At 70.1% G+C, this 17277-nt stretch carries 18 protein-coding genes and 5 tRNA genes; 9 read left to right on the top strand and 14 right to left on the bottom strand.

All coding sequences use genetic code 11. The features are described 5' to 3' along the window. Positions 1–49: 49 nt before the first annotated feature. Together cofC and AB0P24_RS24590 are read left to right on the top strand one after the other, a co-directional pair. Positions 50–688, top strand: coding sequence for a 2-phospho-L-lactate guanylyltransferase (cofC, locus tag AB0P24_RS24595; RefSeq protein WP_365797404.1), 639 nt, complete (start codon positions 50–52; stop codon positions 686–688). Between the two features lie 9 nt (positions 689–697). Continuing rightward, positions 698–901 (top strand): hypothetical protein, encoded by a 204-nt coding sequence (locus AB0P24_RS24590; RefSeq protein WP_365797402.1) that lies wholly within the window; start codon positions 698–700, stop codon positions 899–901. A 191-nt stretch (positions 902–1092) separates the two neighbouring features. Here the strand turns inward: AB0P24_RS24590 and AB0P24_RS24585 are convergent, their stop codons facing one another. The 4 genes from AB0P24_RS24585 to leuC form a co-directional block, all read right to left on the bottom strand. Beyond that, complete coding sequence (locus AB0P24_RS24585) at positions 1093–1713, bottom strand: HU family DNA-binding protein (protein WP_365797400.1); 621 nt, start codon at positions 1711–1713, stop codon at positions 1093–1095. A 140-nt stretch (positions 1714–1853) separates the two neighbouring features. Next, positions 1854–2084, bottom strand: coding sequence for a hypothetical protein (locus tag AB0P24_RS24580; RefSeq protein ID WP_181802287.1), 231 nt, complete (start codon positions 2082–2084; stop codon positions 1854–1856). Positions 2085–2371: 287 nt separating this feature from the next. Next, the gene (gene leuD, locus AB0P24_RS24575; protein ID WP_365797398.1) at positions 2372–2965 is read right to left on the bottom strand and encodes a 3-isopropylmalate dehydratase small subunit; all 594 of its coding nucleotides are present in this window, start codon (positions 2963–2965) and stop codon (positions 2372–2374) included. 6 nt (positions 2966–2971) lie between these two features. After that, complete coding sequence (leuC, locus tag AB0P24_RS24570) at positions 2972–4396, bottom strand: 3-isopropylmalate dehydratase large subunit (RefSeq protein WP_365797396.1); 1425 nt, start codon at positions 4394–4396, stop codon at positions 2972–2974. A gap of 205 nt (positions 4397–4601) precedes the next feature. Here leuC and ndgR point away from each other — a divergent pair, with 205 nt between their 5' ends. Further along, positions 4602–5318 carry an IclR family transcriptional regulator NdgR gene (ndgR, locus tag AB0P24_RS24565; protein WP_089098541.1) on the top strand — a complete coding sequence of 239 codons (717 nt, stop codon included), beginning with the start codon at positions 4602–4604 and terminating at the stop codon, positions 5316–5318. 258 nt (positions 5319–5576) lie between these two features. Here the strand turns inward: ndgR and AB0P24_RS24560 are convergent, their stop codons facing one another. Continuing rightward, positions 5577–6086, bottom strand: coding sequence for a DUF4188 domain-containing protein (locus AB0P24_RS24560; protein ID WP_365797394.1), 510 nt, complete (start codon positions 6084–6086; stop codon positions 5577–5579). Between the two features lie 92 nt (positions 6087–6178). On the opposite strand from AB0P24_RS24560, the gene AB0P24_RS24555 reads away from it, so the two are divergent. After that, positions 6179–6823: a MerR family transcriptional regulator gene (locus AB0P24_RS24555; protein ID WP_365797392.1), complete on the top strand. Its 645-nt coding sequence runs from the start codon at positions 6179–6181 to the stop codon at positions 6821–6823. A 54-nt stretch (positions 6824–6877) separates the two neighbouring features. Here the strand turns inward: AB0P24_RS24555 and AB0P24_RS24550 are convergent. The 6 genes from AB0P24_RS24550 to AB0P24_RS24525 all read right to left on the bottom strand — a co-directional run bounded on the left by AB0P24_RS24550 (position 6878) and on the right by AB0P24_RS24525 (position 8173). Continuing rightward, positions 6878–6950, bottom strand: a tRNA-Glu gene (locus AB0P24_RS24550). A 28-nt stretch (positions 6951–6978) separates the two neighbouring features. Further along, positions 6979–7050, bottom strand: a tRNA-Gln gene (locus tag AB0P24_RS24545). A gap of 21 nt (positions 7051–7071) precedes the next feature. Continuing rightward, positions 7072–7144: transfer RNA gene (locus tag AB0P24_RS24540), tRNA-Glu, on the bottom strand. Positions 7145–7172: 28 nt separating this feature from the next. Then, positions 7173–7245, bottom strand: a tRNA-Glu gene (locus tag AB0P24_RS24535). A 21-nt stretch (positions 7246–7266) separates the two neighbouring features. Then, positions 7267–7338: transfer RNA gene (locus AB0P24_RS24530), tRNA-Gln, on the bottom strand. A gap of 91 nt (positions 7339–7429) precedes the next feature. Then, complete coding sequence (locus AB0P24_RS24525; protein WP_365797390.1) at positions 7430–8173, bottom strand: HAD family hydrolase; 744 nt, start codon at positions 8171–8173, stop codon at positions 7430–7432. 36 nt (positions 8174–8209) lie between these two features. Between AB0P24_RS24525 and AB0P24_RS24520 the strand changes: the two genes are divergently transcribed. After that, positions 8210–8494, top strand: coding sequence for a hypothetical protein (locus AB0P24_RS24520; RefSeq protein WP_365797388.1), 285 nt, complete (start codon positions 8210–8212; stop codon positions 8492–8494). Between the two features lie 62 nt (positions 8495–8556). Here AB0P24_RS24520 and gltX read toward each other — a convergent pair whose 3' ends face one another. The 3 genes from gltX to AB0P24_RS24505 all read right to left on the bottom strand — a co-directional run bounded on the left by gltX (position 8557) and on the right by AB0P24_RS24505 (position 11162). After that, positions 8557–10071, bottom strand: coding sequence for a glutamate--tRNA ligase (gltX, locus tag AB0P24_RS24515; RefSeq protein ID WP_365797386.1), 1515 nt, complete (start codon positions 10069–10071; stop codon positions 8557–8559). After that, the gene (locus AB0P24_RS24510; RefSeq protein ID WP_365797384.1) at positions 10064–10849 is read right to left on the bottom strand and encodes a fumarylacetoacetate hydrolase family protein; all 786 of its coding nucleotides are present in this window, start codon (positions 10847–10849) and stop codon (positions 10064–10066) included. Before AB0P24_RS24510 ends, gltX begins: the two co-directional genes overlap by 8 nt. A gap of 124 nt (positions 10850–10973) precedes the next feature. After that, complete coding sequence (locus AB0P24_RS24505) at positions 10974–11162, bottom strand: hypothetical protein (RefSeq protein WP_234536278.1); 189 nt, start codon at positions 11160–11162, stop codon at positions 10974–10976. A gap of 565 nt (positions 11163–11727) precedes the next feature. Between AB0P24_RS24505 and AB0P24_RS24500 the strand changes: the two genes are divergently transcribed. The 4 genes from AB0P24_RS24500 to AB0P24_RS24485 all read left to right on the top strand — a co-directional run bounded on the left by AB0P24_RS24500 (position 11728) and on the right by AB0P24_RS24485 (position 17138). Next, complete coding sequence (locus AB0P24_RS24500) at positions 11728–15651, top strand: nitrate- and nitrite sensing domain-containing protein (protein ID WP_365797382.1); 3924 nt, start codon at positions 11728–11730, stop codon at positions 15649–15651. A gap of 9 nt (positions 15652–15660) precedes the next feature. Next, positions 15661–16074 (top strand): roadblock/LC7 domain-containing protein, encoded by a 414-nt coding sequence (locus AB0P24_RS24495; RefSeq protein WP_003973453.1) that lies wholly within the window; start codon positions 15661–15663, stop codon positions 16072–16074. A 109-nt stretch (positions 16075–16183) separates the two neighbouring features. Next, positions 16184–16582, top strand: a complete 399-nt coding sequence (locus tag AB0P24_RS24490; RefSeq protein ID WP_019058642.1) for a DUF742 domain-containing protein — start codon at positions 16184–16186, stop codon at positions 16580–16582. Continuing rightward, positions 16563–17138, top strand: coding sequence for an ATP/GTP-binding protein (locus tag AB0P24_RS24485; RefSeq protein WP_046729249.1), 576 nt, complete (start codon positions 16563–16565; stop codon positions 17136–17138). Before AB0P24_RS24490 ends, AB0P24_RS24485 begins: the two co-directional genes overlap by 20 nt. Positions 17139–17277: the final 139 nt, after the last annotated feature.

Here is a 17277-nt window from a genome sequence, read left to right as displayed (position 1 = left end):
CCCGTGAGCCAGGGTGACAATGAGGCAACAAGGGAGGGACGGTACGACTGTGCAGTGGACCTTGGTCATCCCGCTCAAGCCGCTGGCTCGGGCGAAGAGCAGGCTCGCGGACACCGCGGCGGACGGGGTGCGTCCGTCACTGGCCCTCGCCTTCGCCCAGGACACGGTGGCGGCGGCCCTGGCCTGCCAGTCGGTGAAGGATGTGGCAGTCGTCACGGACGACGCACTGGCCGGGCGCGAGTTGGCGGCGCTGGGCGCGCGCATTGTCCCGGACACGCCGGGAAGCGGCCTGAACGCGGCGCTGCGGCACGGGGCGGCGGCCGTCCGGGCATCGCGTCCGGAAAGCCCGGTGGCGGCCCTGAACGCCGATCTCCCGGCCCTCCGCCCACTGGAATTGGCCCGGGTCCTTGATGCGGCCGCGGAATTCCCGCGCGCTTTTCTGCCGGACACGGCGGCAATCGGCACCACTCTGCTGGCGGCCGTCCCCGGCCATGAATTGGCGCCCGCATTCGGCCTGGATTCCCGCGCCCGTCACGCCGCCTCGGGCGCCGCGGAACTCGCCCTGGTGGGCGTGGACTCGGTACGCCAGGACGTGGACACCGGCGCCGACCTGCGAGCGGCCCTGGCCCTGGGCGTGGGCCCCCGCACCGCCACGGTGGCGGCCCGCCTGCTGATCCCGGACCAGTAGGCTGCGCTCATGCAGGCGACCGCATACACGTACGACCCTGAGACCCGCAGCGGTCAGGTACTGCTCGACGACGGGACGCCGGTGGCGTTCGACGGGGCGGCCTTCGAGGCGGGCGGCCTGCGCCTGCTCAGGCCGGGCCAGAGGGTACGGATCGAGACCGAGGGAAGCGGAGACGACCTCCGCGTCACCCTGGTGACTCTTCAAACGTTCTGAGCGGCGGGCGTCCCGTCCGGGGCGCGGGGCCGTATGCGATGTGCGGCTCCGCCGCGTGGCCGCGGCCGGCCCCCACCGGTCCGCGCTCGAAAGGCAACGCGGCTCCGTCCCTCGAACACACCGCGGGCCGGACTCCCCGAGGGAATCCGGCCCGTCGCGTGAGTATCCCGACCGCCCTGCTGAGCGAACCCTCAGCGAGCCACGGTCTTCTTGGCGGTGGCCTTCCGTGCCGTCGACTTCTTGGCCGGGGCCTTCTTCGCGGTGACCTTCTTGGCCGGCGCCTTCTTCGCGGCCGTCTTCTTCGCCGTCGCCGTGGTCTTCTTCGCGGCCGCCTGCTTGGCCGTGGTCTTCTTCGCGGCGGCCGTGGTCTTCTTCGCCGTCGTCTTCTTCGCCGCCGTCGTCTTCTTCGCGGCGGCCGTGGTCTTCTTGGCGGTGGTCTTCTTCGCCGCCGCCTTCTTGACCGTCGCCGAAGCGGCACCGGTCAGGCTGCCCTTGGGCGCCTTCTTGACCGCGACCTCGCCGCCCCGCGGGAGCTTCTTGGAACCGCTCACCAGGTCCTTGAAGCCCTGGCCGGCACGGAAGCGCGGCACGGAGGTCTTCTTGACCCGAACCCGCTCGCCCGTCTGGGGGTTGCGGGCGTAGCGGGCGGGACGGTCCACCTTCTCGAAGGACCCGAAGCCGGTGACCGAGACCCGCTCACCTGCGACGACCGCGCGGACGATGGCGTCCAGGACATGGTCGACAGCATCGGCGGCCTGTTGGCGGCCGCCCATCTTGTCAGCAATCGCTTCTACGAGCTGCGCCTTGTTCACGTCTTCCCCTTCGGAGACATCGCCAGAACGAATGTGTTCAAGCTTTTTCGCACGTTAGGCAGATATATACCGCAAATCAAACACGAAACGGGCTTATCACCCTCGTGCCGCAACGGACTCGGACTGCTCGTACGGTCCGGTCAGCGGTCCTCTTCGGGGATTCGCCCCGCGTCGAGGTCCGCGTTGAACCGTTCGAGCCGCCTCGCCGCGTCGGCGACGTCGTGTTTGGCCGCGGCCGTAATGACCAGCAGCTTCCGGGTCAGCGCCATCCGTACGCCCTCCGGGACTTGCAGTGCGCGCACTTTTGTGTGCGCTTCCTTGAGTTGGCCCGCGACCGCCGCATAGAGCTGGAGTTGGCCGTCGTGTTCCATGCACAGATTGTGCCATCTGGGGCGAGTTGTCGCCTGCGCAGGGTGCAACTGCCGCCTCAAATGGCCTTCCGGGCACTTGCGGAAGCCACGGACACAGCACTCACGTACCCCGACAACATCCGCCCTAACGTGGGAAGTTGGCAAGACCTGCGACAACGCGAGCGCCCGTTCGGGTGCAGACATGGCTGTACCCCCAATCGTGGCGATCGGGGGTACAGACGGGGTGTCGCGGTGGCTGAAACCAGCCGTATTCAGATGTGGCGGTTCACGCCCGAAGCGCGCCCGGTTCAGACCTGGAGCGTCCTCGGCTTGTACGACGGCCGCTTGGCCTCGTACGCGGCGATGTCGGCCTCGTTCCGGAGGGTGATGGAGATGTCGTCCAGGCCGTTCAGCAGCCGCCAGCGCGAGTTCTCGTCCAGCTCGAAGGAGGCGATGACGCCCTCGGCGCGCACCTCGCGGTTCTCCAGGTCGACGGTGATCTCGGCCTGCGGGTCGTTCTCGGAGAGCTCCTGCAGCGCCTCCACGATCTTCTGGTCCAGGACCACCGTGAGCAGGCCGTTCTTCAGCGAGTTGCCCCGGAAGATGTCGGCGAAGCGGGAGGAGATCACGGCCTTGAAGCCGTAGTTCTGCAGCGCCCAGACGGCGTGCTCACGGGAGGAGCCGGTGCCGAAGTCCGGGCCGGCGACCAGGACGGTGGCGCCCTGCCGCTCGGGGCGGTTGAGGATGAAGTTCTCGTCCTTGCGCCAGGCCTCGAACAGACCGTCCTCGAAGCCGTCCCGGGTCACCTTCTTGAGCCAGTGAGCAGGGATGATCTGGTCGGTGTCGACGTTGGAGCGGCGCAGCGGGACGGCCCGGCCGGTGTGCGTGGTGAATGCTTCCATGGCTGATCAGACTCCAGCGGGCGTGCGAGCGTCGGACAGGTCGGCCGGGGAGGCCAGGTGGCCCAGGACGGCGGTCGCGGCCGCGACCTGCGGCGATACCAGGTGGGTCCGGCCGCCCTTGCCCTGCCGGCCCTCGAAGTTGCGGTTGGACGTGGACGCGGAGCGCTCGCCCGGGGCCAGCTGGTCGGGGTTCATGCCGAGGCACATCGAGCAGCCCGCGTGCCGCCATTCGGCGCCGGCGTCCTTGAAGACCACGTCCAGGCCCTCCGAGACGGCCTGGAGACCGACCCGCGCGGAGCCGGGGACGACCAGCATCCGTACGCCGTCGGCGACTTTGCGGTCCTTGAGAATGTCCGCGGCGGCGCGCAGGTCCTCGATCCGGCCGTTGGTGCAGGAGCCTACGAAGACGGTGTCCACCTTGATGGAGCGCAGCGGCTGCCCGGCCTCCAACCCCATGTACTCCAGGGCCTTTTCGGCGGCGAAGCGCTCCGAAGCGTCTTCGTACGAGGCCGGGTCGGGGACGTCCGCCGAAAGCGGCGCACCCTGGCCGGGGTTGGTGCCCCAGGTGACGAACGGGGAGAGGGCGGCGGCGTCGATGTGCACCTCGGCGTCGAAGACCGCGTCGTCGTCGGTGCGCAGGGTCTTCCAGTACGCCACCGCCGCGTCCCAGTCCTCGCCCTCGGGGGCGTGGGCGCGGCCCTTCAGGTACGCGAAGGTGGTCTCGTCGGGGGCGATCATGCCCGCGCGGGCGCCGGCCTCGATCGACATGTTGCAGATGGTCATGCGGGCCTCCATCGAGAGCTTCTCGATGGCGGAGCCGCGGTACTCCAGGATGTAGCCCTGGCCGCCGCCAGTACCGATCTTGGCGATGATCGCCAGGATCAGGTCCTTGGCGGTGACGCCCTCGGGCAGCTCGCCGTCGACCGTGATGGCCATGGTCTTCGGGCGGGCCAGCGGCAGCGTCTGGGTGGCCAGCACGTGCTCCACCTGGGAGGTGCCGATGCCGAACGCCAGCGCGCCGAAGGCGCCGTGCGTGGAGGTGTGCGAGTCACCGCAGACCACCGTCGTGCCCGGCTGCGTCAGGCCCAGCTGCGGGCCGACGACGTGCACGACACCCTGCTCGACGTCGCCCAGCGGGTGCAGGCGCACCCCGAACTCGGCGCAGTTCTTGCGCAGCGTCTCCAGCTGGGCACGGGAGACCGGGTCCGCGATGGGCTTGTCGATGTCGAGGGTCGGGGTGTTGTGGTCCTCGGTCGCGATGGTGAGGTCGAGGCGGCGCACCGGGCGGCCGTTCTGGCGCAGTCCGTCGAAGGCCTGCGGGCTGGTCACCTCGTGCAGCAGGTGCAGATCGATGAAGAGGAGGTCGGGCTCGCCCTCGGCGCGCCGGACGACGTGGTCGTCCCAGACCTTCTCCGCGAGTGTCCTACCCATCGCTTTCCCTCCGGCCGGCAGACGTGCACCGGCCCAACTAGAGATCTTGAGGAAGCGGCTGCCCGGGTACCGGGCCCCTGAAATCGTGGTTCCGGGCGTCCGCCGCCGGGCCCGTTGGTCTGCGGGCCGCTGTGTGGTTCCAGGGTGGCGCGTTCCACGGAAAATTGAACTTGCGTTTCACAGAGTGAGACGTGAGTATCGTTGCATGGACAACAGTAGCGGCGTCGGCGTTCTGGACAAGGCGGCCCTTGTCCTGAGCGCTCTGGAGTCCGGTCCGGCCACCCTCGCGGGTCTGGTCGGGGCCACCGGACTGGCACGGCCCACGGCCCATCGGCTGGCCGTGGCCCTGGAACACCACCGCATGGTGGCACGCGACATGCAGGGCCGTTTCATTCTCGGCCCGCGACTCGCGGAACTGGCCGCGGCGGCCGGCGAGGACCGCCTGCTCGCGACGGCGGGGCCGGTGCTCACGCACCTCCGTGACATCACCGGGGAGAGCGCGCAGCTGTATCGCCGCCAGGGCGACATGCGTATCTGCGTCGCCGCCGCGGAGCGCCTGTCCGGTCTTCGGGACACGGTCCCGGTCGGTTCGACGCTCACGATGAAGGCCGGTTCCTCGGCGCAGATCCTGATGGCCTGGGAGGAGCCGGAGCGGCTGCACCGCGGCCTCCAGGGCGCCCGCTTCACGGCGACGGCCCTCTCGGGTGTCCGCCGCCGCGGCTGGGCCCAGTCCATCGGCGAGCGCGAGCCGGGCGTCGCGTCGGTGTCGGCGCCGGTGCGGGGGCCTTCCAACCGGGTGGTGGCGGCCGTCTCCGTCTCCGGCCCGATCGAGCGACTGACCCGCCACCCCGGGCGTATGCATGCGCAGGCCGTGATCGACGCGGCGGCCCGCCTCTCCGAGGCGCTGCGCCGCACCGGCTGACGCTCCCTACCGGAAGGGGCCGGCCTCAACGCCGCGGCAGGCCCTTTCTCAGGGGGTGAGACTTCTCTCCGCAAGGGGACTGTCCCCGCCCGGGGGCGCGGGGCTGTATGCGATATGCGGCTCCGCCGCGCGGGCGCGATCAGCCACATGCCGGCCGCACCCGCCCGGTGACCGGAGTTCCCACGGTGTGGATGTGCCACCACAGGCCGTCGGCCGTCCGCGACGGCGTCGCGGCCTGTCGCGCAGTTGCCCGCGCCCCTAGGGGGTTGCGCTCCCGGAGCGATGAGCGAACCGGTCCTTCGCGTAGCGCCCCCGGCGTTCCACGGGGACCGCCCCGTTCGCCGCGCCCAGGCCGAACTCCGGCATGTCGAAGTAGATCGACTCGTACGCGCCCTCGGGCGCCACGTACGTCTCGTGCCACAGGCCCACATGGCCCCGCAGCTTTCCCGCGCGCTCCTTGCGGTTCACGATGCTCCACATCCTGTGGTGGAGCAGTTCCGGCGAACTCGCGTACGCGTACAGCTTCTCCTTCGACTCCCAGTACTGGACGACGTAGTACGTCCGTGGCGAAGCCGTCAGCAGGATGCGGCCCTGCAACCCCCGGCCGGGGTCTCGCGCGAGCTCACGGAGCATGCGGAACATCGACAGCATGACCGGGAGCCACTGGTGGACCGCCCAGAAGTGGTTGATGCGCATGCCGATGAGCAGGACCACCGCGTCGCCCTCGCGGGCAGCGGTCGTACGACCCGGAATCGGTTTGGTGAACATGAGGAACCCCACCCCCGGAACCTTGTCGGATAGCGGCACTATCCTCTTGTCGATGCTTGGATAGTGGCACTTACCAAGGAGGCACGCAAGACATGCGGCTTGCCCAGTTGAGCGAGCGCAGCGGGGTGTCCGCGGCGACGATCAAGTACTACCTGCGCGAGGGGCTGCTGCCGCCGGGCCGCCAGGTCAACACCACGACCGCGGAGTACGACGAGGAGCACCTGCGGCGGCTGCGGCTGGTGCGGGCGATGATCCAGGTGGGGCGGATCCCCGTGGCGACGGTCCGCGAGGTGCTCAGGCACGTCGACGACGACTCGCTGGGCCGCACGATCCGGGTGGGCGCCGCCCTGTGGGCACTGCCGCAGCTGCCGGAGCCCGACGAGGACGACGCGTACGTGCGGGCCGCGCACCGGGAGGCCGACACCCTGCTGGACGCCCTCGGCTGGGAGAACGCCAGGCAGCTGACGACGATCTCGCCCGCCTACCGCCAGTTGGTGGTCGCCCTGGCCGCGTTCCGCCGGCTCGGCTACGACTGGGACGCCGAACTCCTCGTAGCGCGCGCGAAGTTGATGTACCAGGCGGCCGTCGCCGACCTGGACTTCCTGGACACGCGTCCGTCGGAGGCGGAGAAGGCGGAGGCCGCGGTGGCCAGCGCGGTGCTGGTGGAGCCGATGCTCCAGGCGCTGCACCGGCTGGCCCAGGAGGAGGAGTCGGCCCGGCGCTACGGCTTCGAGTAGCGCGCCGCATGCCATGGCAAAGGCCCCCCGCCGAAGCGGAGGGCCTTCTGGATGTACCCCCGACCGGATTCGAACCGGCGCTACCGCCTTGAGAGGGCGGCGTGCTAGGCCGCTACACAACGGGGGCGTGGATCATACGTTTCCGCAGATCCGAGCTGGTCTACCTGGACTCGAACCAAGACTAACTGAACCAGAATCAGTCGTGCTGCCAATTACACCATAGACCAATGATGGTTTAGACCAGTTCGTACCCCCGACCGGATTCGAACCGGCGCTACCGCCTTGAGAGGGCGGCGTGCTAGGCCGCTACACAACGGGGGCCCTAGCGACCATCCATGGATGGTCTCCGTACCCCCGACCGGATTCGAACCGGCGCTACTGCCTTGAGAGGGCAGCGTGCTAGGCCGCTACACAACGGGGGCTTTGCAGATGAGCTCTGCGAGCTGGCCTACCTGGACTCGAACCAAGACTAACTGAACCAGAATCAGTCGTGCTGCCAATTACACCATAGGCCACTGGAACGCAAGCCCCTGAGGGGATTTTGTTCTAGCTTCGCGCCTCCGGTTCCGGCCTTACGGCCCGCTCCCCGGCGGCGCAGGAAGAACATTACCTGAAGGTGGACGGGGCTCCAAAACGGGTATCGGCGCGGAGGATCGCGGGCAGTTCGGCGAGGGAGGCGATCCGGTGCGCGCCGACGGGTGCGTCGGTCCTGGTGGCCGGGCCGGCGGCGGGTCCGCGGCGGTCGAGCCACACCGACAGCAGCCCGGCGTCGGCGGCCCCCCGCCCGTCGATCTCCGGGTGGTCGCCGACGTACGCCACCTGGTGCGGGGCGAGTTCCAGCGCCTCGCAGGCGGCGAGGAAGGCGGCGGCCGCGGGCTTGGAGACGCCCAGTTCGGCGGCGCACAGGACGGCCTCGAAGCGGTCGTGCACGCCGAGCGTGCGCAGCTTGTGGTCCTGGACGTGCAGGCTGGAGTTGGACAGCACGGCGTGCCGGTAGCCGGCCGCCAGGGCGTCCAGGGCGGGCAGGACGTCCGGGAAGAGGGTCCAGACGGCCTCGTAGTGCGTCCGGTACCGGCGGAACCAGTCGTCGGCCTCGGCGTCGGTCAGCCTCGCCTCCAGGAACACCCGGACCCGGTCGCGGCGCTGGTCCTCGAAGGAGACCTCGCCCGCCGAGAACCGCGCCCACTGCTGGTCGGTGATCTCCCGCCACCGCACCAGCGCCGCCTCCGCGCTCCCCCAGCCCGCCAGCAGCCCCTCCGCCGCCAGATGCGCCCGCATGCCCTCACGGTCGGCGGTCGTGTAGTCGAAAAGGGTGTCGTCGACGTCCCAGACCACGGCGCGAATGCTCATGGTTCCGACGGTAGCGCGGGCTGGCACACCGAGGGGGTGATCAAGTACCGCGTCCAGTTCACCGTCGAAGCGCGTGCGATGTACGACGACCTGCCCGAGGAGCGGCGGGCACAGCTGGACAAGGCCCTGCGGATACTGGCCCGTGACCCGTTCCGGAGGACCGCGACCGCGCCGCTCGGGCCCGCCGAACACCTGAGAAGGGCCTATGCGGGCCCCGGCCTGATGCTGGAGTACATGGTGGCGGGCGCCGTCATGGTCGTCGTGGTCCTGGAGACCTTCGACGAGTTCGCGTACCTGGTCGACCAGGCCGACGCCGTCTGACGTGAACGCGTGAGGGGCGGCATCCGGAACTCCGGATGCCGCCCCTCACCTGTGCCCGCGTGTTACGCGGCCAGCTTCGCCAGCGCCGCGTCGATCCTCGCCAGGGTCTTCTCCTTGCCCAGGATCTCCAGGGACTCGAAGAGCGGCAGGCCGACCGTGCGGCCGGTGACGGCGACCCGGACCGGGGCCTGGGCCTTGCCGAGCTTGAGGCCGTGGGCCTCGCCGGCGGCCAGGACGGCCTCCTTCAGGGACTCGGGAGAGGTCCAGTCGGCCGACTCCAGCCGCTCGCGGGCCGTGGCCAGAAGGGCGTCGCTGCCCTCCTTCATCGCCTTGGTCCAGGACGCCTCGTCCTCGACCGGCTCCGCCAGGAACAGGAAGTCGACGTTCTCGGTGATCTCCGAGAGGACCTTGAGACGGGTCTGCGCGTGCGGGGCGATCGCCTGCCACTTCGCCTCGTCGAAGTCCTCCGGGGCCCAGGGGGCGAAGGGGGCCTTCAGCCAGGGTGCGCAGCGCTCCGTGAAGTCCTTCACCTCCAGCATGCGGATGTGGTCGGCGTTGATCGCCTCGCACTTCTTCAGGTCGAAGCGGGCCGGGTTGGGGTTCACGTCGGAGATCTCGAAGGCCGCGACCATCTCCCGGATCGTGAAGATGTCCTGGTCGGCGGAGAGCGACCAGCCCAGCAGGGAGAGGTAGTTGAGCAGCCCCTCGGGCAGGAAGCCCCGCTCGCGGTAGAGGTTGAGCGAGGACTGCGGGTCGCGCTTCGACAGCTTCTTGTTGCCCTCGCCCATGACGTAGGGGAGGTGCCCGAAGGCCGGGATCTGCTGCGCGACGCCGAGCTCGATCAGCGCCTTGTAGAGGGCGATCTGGCGCGGGGTGGAGGAGAGCAGGTCCTCGCCGCGCAGGACGTGGGTGATCTCCATCAGGGCGTCGTCGACCGGGTTGACCAGCGTGTACAGCGGGGCGCCGTTCGCGCGGACGATGCCGTAGTCCGGGACGTTCTCCGGGGTGAAGGTCAGCTCGCCGCGGACCAGGTCGGTGAAGGTGATCGTCTCGTCGGGCATCCGGAACCGGACGATCGGCGTACGCCCCTGGGCCTTGAACTGCGCCACCTGCTCCTCGGTGAGGTCGCGGCAGTGGCCGTCGTAGCCGGACGGCCTGCCGGCGGCGCGGGCGGCCTCGCGGCGGCTGTCCAGCTCCTCCTGGGAGCAGTAGCAGTGGTAGGCGTGGCCGGCGTCGAGGAGCTTGGCGGCGACGTCGGCGTAGATGTCCATGCGCTGCGACTGGCGGTACGGCGCGTGCGGGCCGCCGACCTCGGGGCCCTCGTCCCAGTCGAAGCCCAGCCAGCGCATCGCGTCGAGCAGCTGCTGGTACGACTCCTCGGAGTCGCGGGCCGCGTCGGTGTCCTCGATGCGGAAGACCAGGGTGCCCTGGTGGTGCCGGGCGAACGCCCAGTTGAACAGGGCGGTGCGGACCAGGCCCACGTGGGGGTTGCCGGTGGGTGAGGGACAGAAACGTACGCGTGGGGGTACCCCCAGCGCGAGCGAAGTCGAGGGCCTGGGGGAGGGTGCGCTAGCCACGCTTGACAACCTTGTTGGTGAGAGTGCCGATGCCTTCGATGGTGACGGCGACCTCGTCGCCGACGTGGAGGGGGCCGACCCCTGCCGGGGTGCCGGTGAGGATGACGTCGCCGGGGAGCAGCGTCATGGCCTCGGTGATGTTGACGACCAGGTCCGCGATGGAGTGGATCATCTCGCTCGTACGGCCGAGCTGGCGCTGTTCGCCGTTGACCGTGAGCTGGATGGTCAGGTCGGACGCGGTCGCGAGGTCCAGGTCCGTCTCCACCCAGGGGCCGAGCGGGCAGGCGGTGTCGAAGCCCTTGGCCCGCGCCCACTGCTTCTCGCGCTTCTGGACGTCGCGGGCGGTGACGTCGTTCGCGCAGGTGTAGCCCAAGATCACGTCCGCGACGCGCTCCCGCGGGACCTCGCGGCACATGCGGCCGATGACCACGGCCAGTTCGGCCTCGTGGTGGAGGTCCTGGGAGAAGGACGGGTACTGGATGTCGTCGCCGGGGCCGATCACCGAGGTGGACGGCTTGAAGAAGGCGAAGGGGACGTCCGGGACCTCGTTGCCCAGCTCCTTCGCGTGCTCCGCGTAGTTGCGGCCGTAGGCGACGACCTTGTTGGGGAGCACCGGCGGGAGCAGCCGGACCTTGCTCACCGGGACCTTCGTACCGGAGAGCTCGAAGTCCGCGAACGGAATGCCCTTGATGATGTCGAGGACGAGTTCGTCCTGCTTGTCGCCCTCGACAGCGCCGAAGGCGACGTTGCCGTCGATGGAGAACCTGGCGATGCGCACGGGATCCTGGCGCCCCTCACTGAGCCGGCTGGAGTCTGACGCTCCAGGCTAACGCGGTGAGGGGTGGCCGCCGCGGAATAACCCGGTCACCGGGTGGGTGAGTGAACGGCGGCCGGGTCCCGTACTACTCCGCGGCGGGGGTCCCGGCCGGGATCTCCATGAGGATCGTGCGCCGGGGGTTGGCGGTCTGGGCGGGGAGATCGAGGGAGTGCTCGGGCAGCTCGGGGGTCTGCAGTTCCTCGGCGTCCTTGAGGTGGGCGAGGGTGGTGCGGCGGGGGTTGGCTATGTTGCGGAACATCATCGTCGTCTTCACGGTTGCAGTGGACCCCGTCGTGTGTGGGTTGGCAGAGAATTCCCTCTTGTAAAGCGCCAGGCTAAACATCGAATTCCCGGCCGAAGCCGCCAAGAGGCCTGGATCCGCGTGTGAGTTTGCTCACGGAGTCGGGGACAAGGCGGTCATTTCCGGCCGACAACTCACCGCAGCGAAACGGACATTGACGAACTGAAGCTGTCATTCCGCTCCCGATCATGGCGACTGGGACACGGCCCACCCGTAGCCCACTGACAGGCATACGTCCGTTATGTACGCGATCGGCTTCCACATCTCGTGACACGTCACTCACACGCTGTCACGGAGGTCACAGCTCGGTCCACGGCCCTTGTTGGAGATCCGGCACTGTGCTGGAATTCCACGGACCGCCGCAGGATCGAGCCGGCGCGCAGGGGGCGCAACAGCGCCGAGTGGCGGTGAGACAGGGGGAACCAGCGCCGGTCACACTCACACCACCAGGGGGCGCATTCAGGGCGCTCCCCGTACCACGCCGACACCGTGTCCCTCCGTTCCCGGAGGGGCGCCTGGTCCAGAGGTTGCGACGCTAGTGCAGGGACGTTTCAAGAGGGATGGCAGCGCTCCGGCGGAGCCGGAGGCGCACGGCGGGACCGACCGCGGTTCCTCGCCCCAGCACGCCCAGAATCCGGGCCCGGCTCCGGCCGGTGGTGTCGGTGACGGCGGTGAGCGCTCCGGGCGCCCCGCCGTATCGGCGTCTTCGGGCCCCCAACCGGCCGCCGCGCCGACTCCGCCGATCAAGCCCCCGCAGGGCTCGTCCAACCCGGGCTCGCGCATAGCCCTGCGCAACTGGCGTATCTCCACGCGCCTGGTGTCGCTGCTCGCGCTCCCCGTGGTGGCGGCGACGACGCTGGGCGCGGTGCGCATCAACCAGTCGCTCGACGACATCCAGCAGCTCGACAACATGAAGCTGCTGACGGACATGACCAAGCAGGCGACCGAGCTGGCGGCCGCGCTCCAGGACGAGCGCGACGAGACGGCCGGTCCGCTGGCGCACGGCGCGTCGCCCACGAACGTCGCGGTCAAGGGTTTCGAGGACAAGACCGACCGCGCCCGCGACAACTTCCTCAACGCCTCCGAGGAAATCGACACCGCGAGCAAGAGCGGTCAGCTCCAGGGCGTCCGCGACAGCCTCGTCGGTCTGGCCGGCCAGCTGGACGACCTGGCGAAGATCCGCAAGGACGCCTACCAGCAGAAGGAGAACTCGACCCAGACGGTCGAGGCCTACCACCGGCTGATCACCCAGCTGATCGACCTCTCCCAGGACATGGCTCAGGCCTCCAGCAACCCGGAGATGATCCAGCGCACCCGCGCCCTGGCGGCGTTCTCCACCGCCAAGGAATACGCGTCCGTGCAGCGCGCCGTCATCGCCGCGGCCCTGCCCGCCAACGGCACGAGCGCCGGTGACCTCTCCGAGAACGACCGCCTGTACGGCCAGTCCGCCCAGGAGAGCGAGACCTCCGAGCTCACGATCTTCCGGAAGATCTACGTCGGCAACGCGGCCGACCTGCTCAGCCCGATCGACGGGAACAACCCGACGATCGAGGCCGCGGACACCTACGCCAAGCGTGCGCTCGGCGCCCAGAACGGTCTGAACGAGCTCAGCAGGCGGTCGTACCTCGACTGGGTCGACGACAGCTCGACCAAGATCGACCAGATGCAGAAGATCGAGCACACCCTGCTCGAGGACATGGAGCAGAAGGCGCGCGAGCTGCGCAGCTCCTCCGAGCAGTCGGCGATCATCTCCGGTGCGCTGATCCTGCTCGTCCTCGGTGTCTCGCTGGTCGGCGCCTTCATCGTGGCCCGCTCCATGATCCGCTCGCTGCGACGCCTCCAGGAGACCGCCACCAAGGTCGCCCAGGACCGCCTGCCCGAGCTGGTCAAGCAGCTGTCCGAGTCCGACCCGCAGGACGTCGACACGTCTGTGGAGTCGGTCGGTGTGCACTCCCGGGACGAGATCGGCCAGGTGGCCGCGGCCTTCGACGACGTGCACCGCGAGGCGGTCCGCCTCGCCGCCGAGCAGGCGCTGCTGCGGGGCAACGTCAACGCGATGTTCACCAACCTCTCGCGCCGCTCCCAGGGCCTCATCCAGCGTCAGCTCTCGCTCATCTCCGAACTGGAGTCCCGCGAGGCCGACCCGGACCAGCTGTCCTCCCTCTTCAAGCTCGACCACCTCGCGACGCGTATGCGCCGTAACGGTGAGAACCTCCTCGTCCTCGCCGGTGAGGAGCCCGGCCGCCGCTGGACCCGCCCGGTCCCGCTGGTCGACGTGCTCCGCGCCGCCGCCTCCGAGGTGGAGCAGTACGAGCGGATCGAACTGGCCGCGGTGCCGACCACCGAAGTGGCCGGCCGCGTGGTCAACGACCTCGTGCACCTGCTCGCCGAGCTCCTCGAGAACGCCACCTCGTTCTCCTCGCCGCAGACCAAGGTCAAGGTGACCGGTCACGCGCTGCCCGACGGCCGCGTGCTGATCGAGATCCACGACACCGGTATCGGCCTCTCCCCCGAGGACCTCGCGGCGATCAACGAGCGGCTCGCCTCGCCGCCCACCGTGGACGTCTCCGTCTCCCGCCGCATGGGTCTGTTCGTGGTCGGCCGGCTGTCCCAGCGGCACGGCATCCGCATCCAGCTGCGTCCGTCCGACTCCGGTGGTACGACCGCGCTGGTCATGCTCCCCGTCGACGTGGCCCAGGGCGGCAGGAAGTCCGCTCCCGGCAAGCCCGGCGCCCCGGCGCCGTCCGGCGGTCCGGCCGCCGCGCAGGCCTCGGCCGGTGCGGCCGCCGCCCGTCGCGGCAACGGCCAGGGGGCCGCTCCCGGTTCGCTCGGCGCGGGTGCCCCCTCCCCGGCGCTCGGCGGGGGCGCGGGTTCCCGCGGCCAGGTCGGCGCCGGCCTCGGCCCCCGGGCCGCGCTGCCCGGCGCGGGCCCGAACGGCGGCCGTCCCGGTGGGCCGGGCGGCGGCCGCGGCTCGCAGGGCCGCCCGAACACGGGTGCCGGTGCCTTCGGCAACCAGGACGCGTTCAGCAACCCGCAGGACTCCTTCGGCGGTCAGGACGCCTTCGGCAACCGCGCCCCGGTCCCGCCGCAGCGCTCCGCGAACTCCTCCGACCAGGGCCGTCAGCCCCAGCTGCCGCCGCGCGGTGGCCCGCGGGCCGAGCTGCCCGGCGGCAACCCGTCGGCGGGCCGGCCCAGCTGGAGCGACGACAGCGCCCAGCCGCCGCTCTCCCGTGCCTCGCTGGACACCCCGCGCGGCCACGACGAGCAGGACCCGACCCACACCGCGCCGATGCCCCGCATCGACGACCGGCAGGACCTCGGCGCCACCTCGCAGATGCCGGCGATCCCGCAGTCCCCGCCGACCGGCGAGTTCCCGCGGCCCGACTTCAACACGCCGAACGGCACGCAGAACACCGGCTCCTTCCCGCGGCCGGGCACCACCGGCCCGCAGGACACCGGCTCGTTCCCGCGCCCGAACGTCAACGGCCAGTACGACACCGGCTCCTTCCCGCGGCCGGGTACCACCGGCCCGCAGGACACCGGCTCGTTCCCGCGCCCGAACGTCAACGGCCAGTACGACACGGGTTCGTTCCCGCGGCCGGGTACCACCGGCCCGCAGGACACCGGCTCGTTCCCGCAGCCGAACGTCAACGGCCAGCAGGACTCCGGCCAGTTCATGCGCTCCGATGTCTTCGGCACGCCGCCCGCCCCGCAGAACGGCTCCCAGAACACCGGGCAGTTCGCCGCTCCGCAGGCCTACGACAACGGCTCCACCGGCCAGTACGCCGCGCCGTCCTTCGACGGCGGCTCCACCGGACAGCACTCCCTGCCCGGCCGCCAGAACGGCTACCCGGGCAACGGCCAGAACGGCAACGGCCGGCACAGCGCGGGCCAGTTCGAGCGTCCGGGGACCAACGGCCGCGGCATCGACTTCGGTGCGCCGCAGCGGCCGCCGGTCCGCCAGGAGCCGGAGGCATTGCCGCCGGCCACCGGTCCCGGTGACGGTCGTACCCCGCTGTACGACACGCTGGAGACCAACTGGTTCCACGGCGGCCAGCAGGAGCAGGTACAGCAGCCGCAGAGCAACGGCAACGGCGCGGCCTCGATTCCGCCGGTGCCCCCCCAGCCGCCGGCGTCCGCCGCGGCCCCCCAGCGTCCCGCCCAGACTGCCTGGCGCACCTCCCCGAACGACGACCTCGTCCGGCAGGCGGAGCGTGTACGGCAGCCGGCGGCGGGCGGTGTCACCACCTCCGGTCTGCCGCGCCGGGTGCCCCGGGCGAACCTCGTTCCGGGCACGGCTCAGCAGCAACAGCACCACACCGGTCCGCAGGTCTCGCGTGCGCCTGATGACGTCCGCGGCCGGCTGACCAACCTCCGTCGGGGTATCGCACAGGGTCGACAGGCCGGCACCGGCCCGCAGACCGGCACTTTCCCGAGCCCCACTCACCAGCAGGAGCGTTAGTTGAGTCAGATGAGCCAGGCGGCACAGAACCTCAACTGGTTGATCACCAACTTCGTGGACAACACCCCGGGGGTGTCCCACACCGTCGTCGTGTCCGCCGACGGTCTCCTCCTGGCGATGTCCGAAGGCTTCCCACGCGACCGTGCCGACCAGCTGGCGGCCGTCGCGTCCGGGCTCACCTCGCTGACGGCCGGGGCCTCCCGGATCTTCGAGGGCGGGAACGTGGCGCAGACGGTCGTCGAGATGGAACGCGGCTTTCTCTTCCTGATGTCCGTCTCCGACGGCTCGTCCCTCGCCGTACTGGCCCACCCCGAGTGCGACATCGGCCTCGTCGGCTACGAGATGGCACTGCTGGTCGACCGCGCGGGCGCGGTCCTCACGCCCGACCTGCGCGCCGAACTGCAAGGCAGTCTGCTCCACTGACCGCCCGGATCCAACCCGCCTCACCAAATCACCGTCCGGCCGCCACAATCCCCCCACCGGCCACGTCCGACGGCTAGCCCCCCGACTTGCTGTCCCGCCCGGAGGAACGATGACCCCGCCCACCGCCTCTCATGATCCGTACGCGGAGCCGTACGGGGACGAGGGCGACCAGCCGCTGGTACGTCCTTACGCGATGACCGGCGGCCGGACCCGGCCGCGCTACCAGCTCGCCATCGAGGCGCTGATCAGCACCACGGCCGACCCGGCAGCGCTCATGGGGCTGCTCCCGGAGCACCAGCGCATCTGCCACCTGTGCCGCGAGGTGAAGTCGGTGGCCGAGGTCTCGGCGCTGCTCGCCATGCCGCTCGGTGTGGCCCGGATCCTGGTGGCCGACCTCGCCGAGGCCGGCCTGGTCGCCATCCACCAGCCGGGCGGCGACGAGAACAACGGCGGCGCTCCTGACGTGACGCTGCTCGAAAGGGTGCTCAGTGGACTTCGCAAGCTCTGACGGAGGCCGGGCCACCACCTCCGCGAAGATCGTGGTGGCGGGCGGCTTCGGCGTCGGCAAGACCACGTTCGTAGGGGCGGTCTCCGAGATCAACCCGCTGCGCACGGAGGCCGTGATGACGTCCGCCTCCGCGGGCATCGACGACCTGACCCACACCGGGGACAAGACCACCACCACGGTGGCCATGGACTTCGGCCGTATCACGCTCGACCAGGACCTGATCCTGTACCTCTTCGGTACGCCGGGCCAGGACCGTTTCTGGTTCATGTGGGACGACCTGGTCAGGGGTGCCATCGGCGCGGTGGTGCTCGTGGACACCCGGCGCCTGGCCGACTGTTTTCCGGCGGTGGACTACTTCGAGAACAGCGGTCTGCCGTTCGTCATCGCCCTCAACGGCTTCGACGGACACCAGCCCTACACGCCCGAAGAGGTGCGTGAGGCGCTCCAGATCGGTCCGGACGCGCCGATCATCACGACCGACGCGCGGCACCGTGCCGACGCGAAGAGCGCGCTGATCACGCTGGTCGAGCATGCCCTCATGGCGCGCCTGCGGTAGCGGCGGCGCGGCACCCAAACCAGTCGTCATGTACGACAGTTGTCGTACGGAAACCGGAGCCGACTGTGGCCTTTGACACGGTCGGCTCCGGTGTTCATAACGTTTCGGCAGAGGAATCCAGTGGTATCGCCACGCGTCG

It is taken from the genome of Streptomyces sp. NPDC086519, from assembly GCF_040686075.1.
Taxonomy (GTDB): Bacteria; Actinomycetota; Actinomycetes; order Streptomycetales; family Streptomycetaceae; genus Streptomyces; species Streptomyces shenzhenensis.
The sequence above is the reverse complement of the archived record's forward strand: the minus strand, read 5'-3'. Positions and strand labels throughout refer to the sequence as shown.

What these genes read in the sequence shown, in the direction of transcription:
- AB0P24_RS24590 (WP_365797402.1), top strand. Translation starts at nt 698, where the DNA reads ATGCAGGCGACCGCATACACGTACGACCCTGAGACCCGCAGCGGTCAG.
- AB0P24_RS24580 (WP_181802287.1), bottom strand. Translation starts at nt 2,084, where the DNA reads ATGGAACACGACGGCCAACTCCAGCTCTATGCGGCGGTCGCGGGCCAA.
- leuD (WP_365797398.1), bottom strand. Translation starts at nt 2,965, where the DNA reads ATGGAAGCATTCACCACGCACACCGGCCGGGCCGTCCCGCTGCGCCGC.
- leuC (WP_365797396.1), bottom strand. Translation starts at nt 4,396, where the DNA reads ATGGGTAGGACACTCGCGGAGAAGGTCTGGGACGACCACGTCGTCCGG.
- ndgR (WP_089098541.1), top strand. Translation starts at nt 4,602, where the DNA reads ATGGACAACAGTAGCGGCGTCGGCGTTCTGGACAAGGCGGCCCTTGTC.
- AB0P24_RS24560 (WP_365797394.1), bottom strand. Translation starts at nt 6,086, where the DNA reads ATGTTCACCAAACCGATTCCGGGTCGTACGACCGCTGCCCGCGAGGGC.
- AB0P24_RS24555 (WP_365797392.1), top strand. Translation starts at nt 6,179, where the DNA reads ATGCGGCTTGCCCAGTTGAGCGAGCGCAGCGGGGTGTCCGCGGCGACG.
- AB0P24_RS24525 (WP_365797390.1), bottom strand. Translation starts at nt 8,173, where the DNA reads ATGAGCATTCGCGCCGTGGTCTGGGACGTCGACGACACCCTTTTCGAC.
- AB0P24_RS24495 (WP_003973453.1), top strand. Translation starts at nt 15,661, where the DNA reads ATGAGCCAGGCGGCACAGAACCTCAACTGGTTGATCACCAACTTCGTG.
- AB0P24_RS24490 (WP_019058642.1), top strand. Translation starts at nt 16,184, where the DNA reads ATGACCCCGCCCACCGCCTCTCATGATCCGTACGCGGAGCCGTACGGG.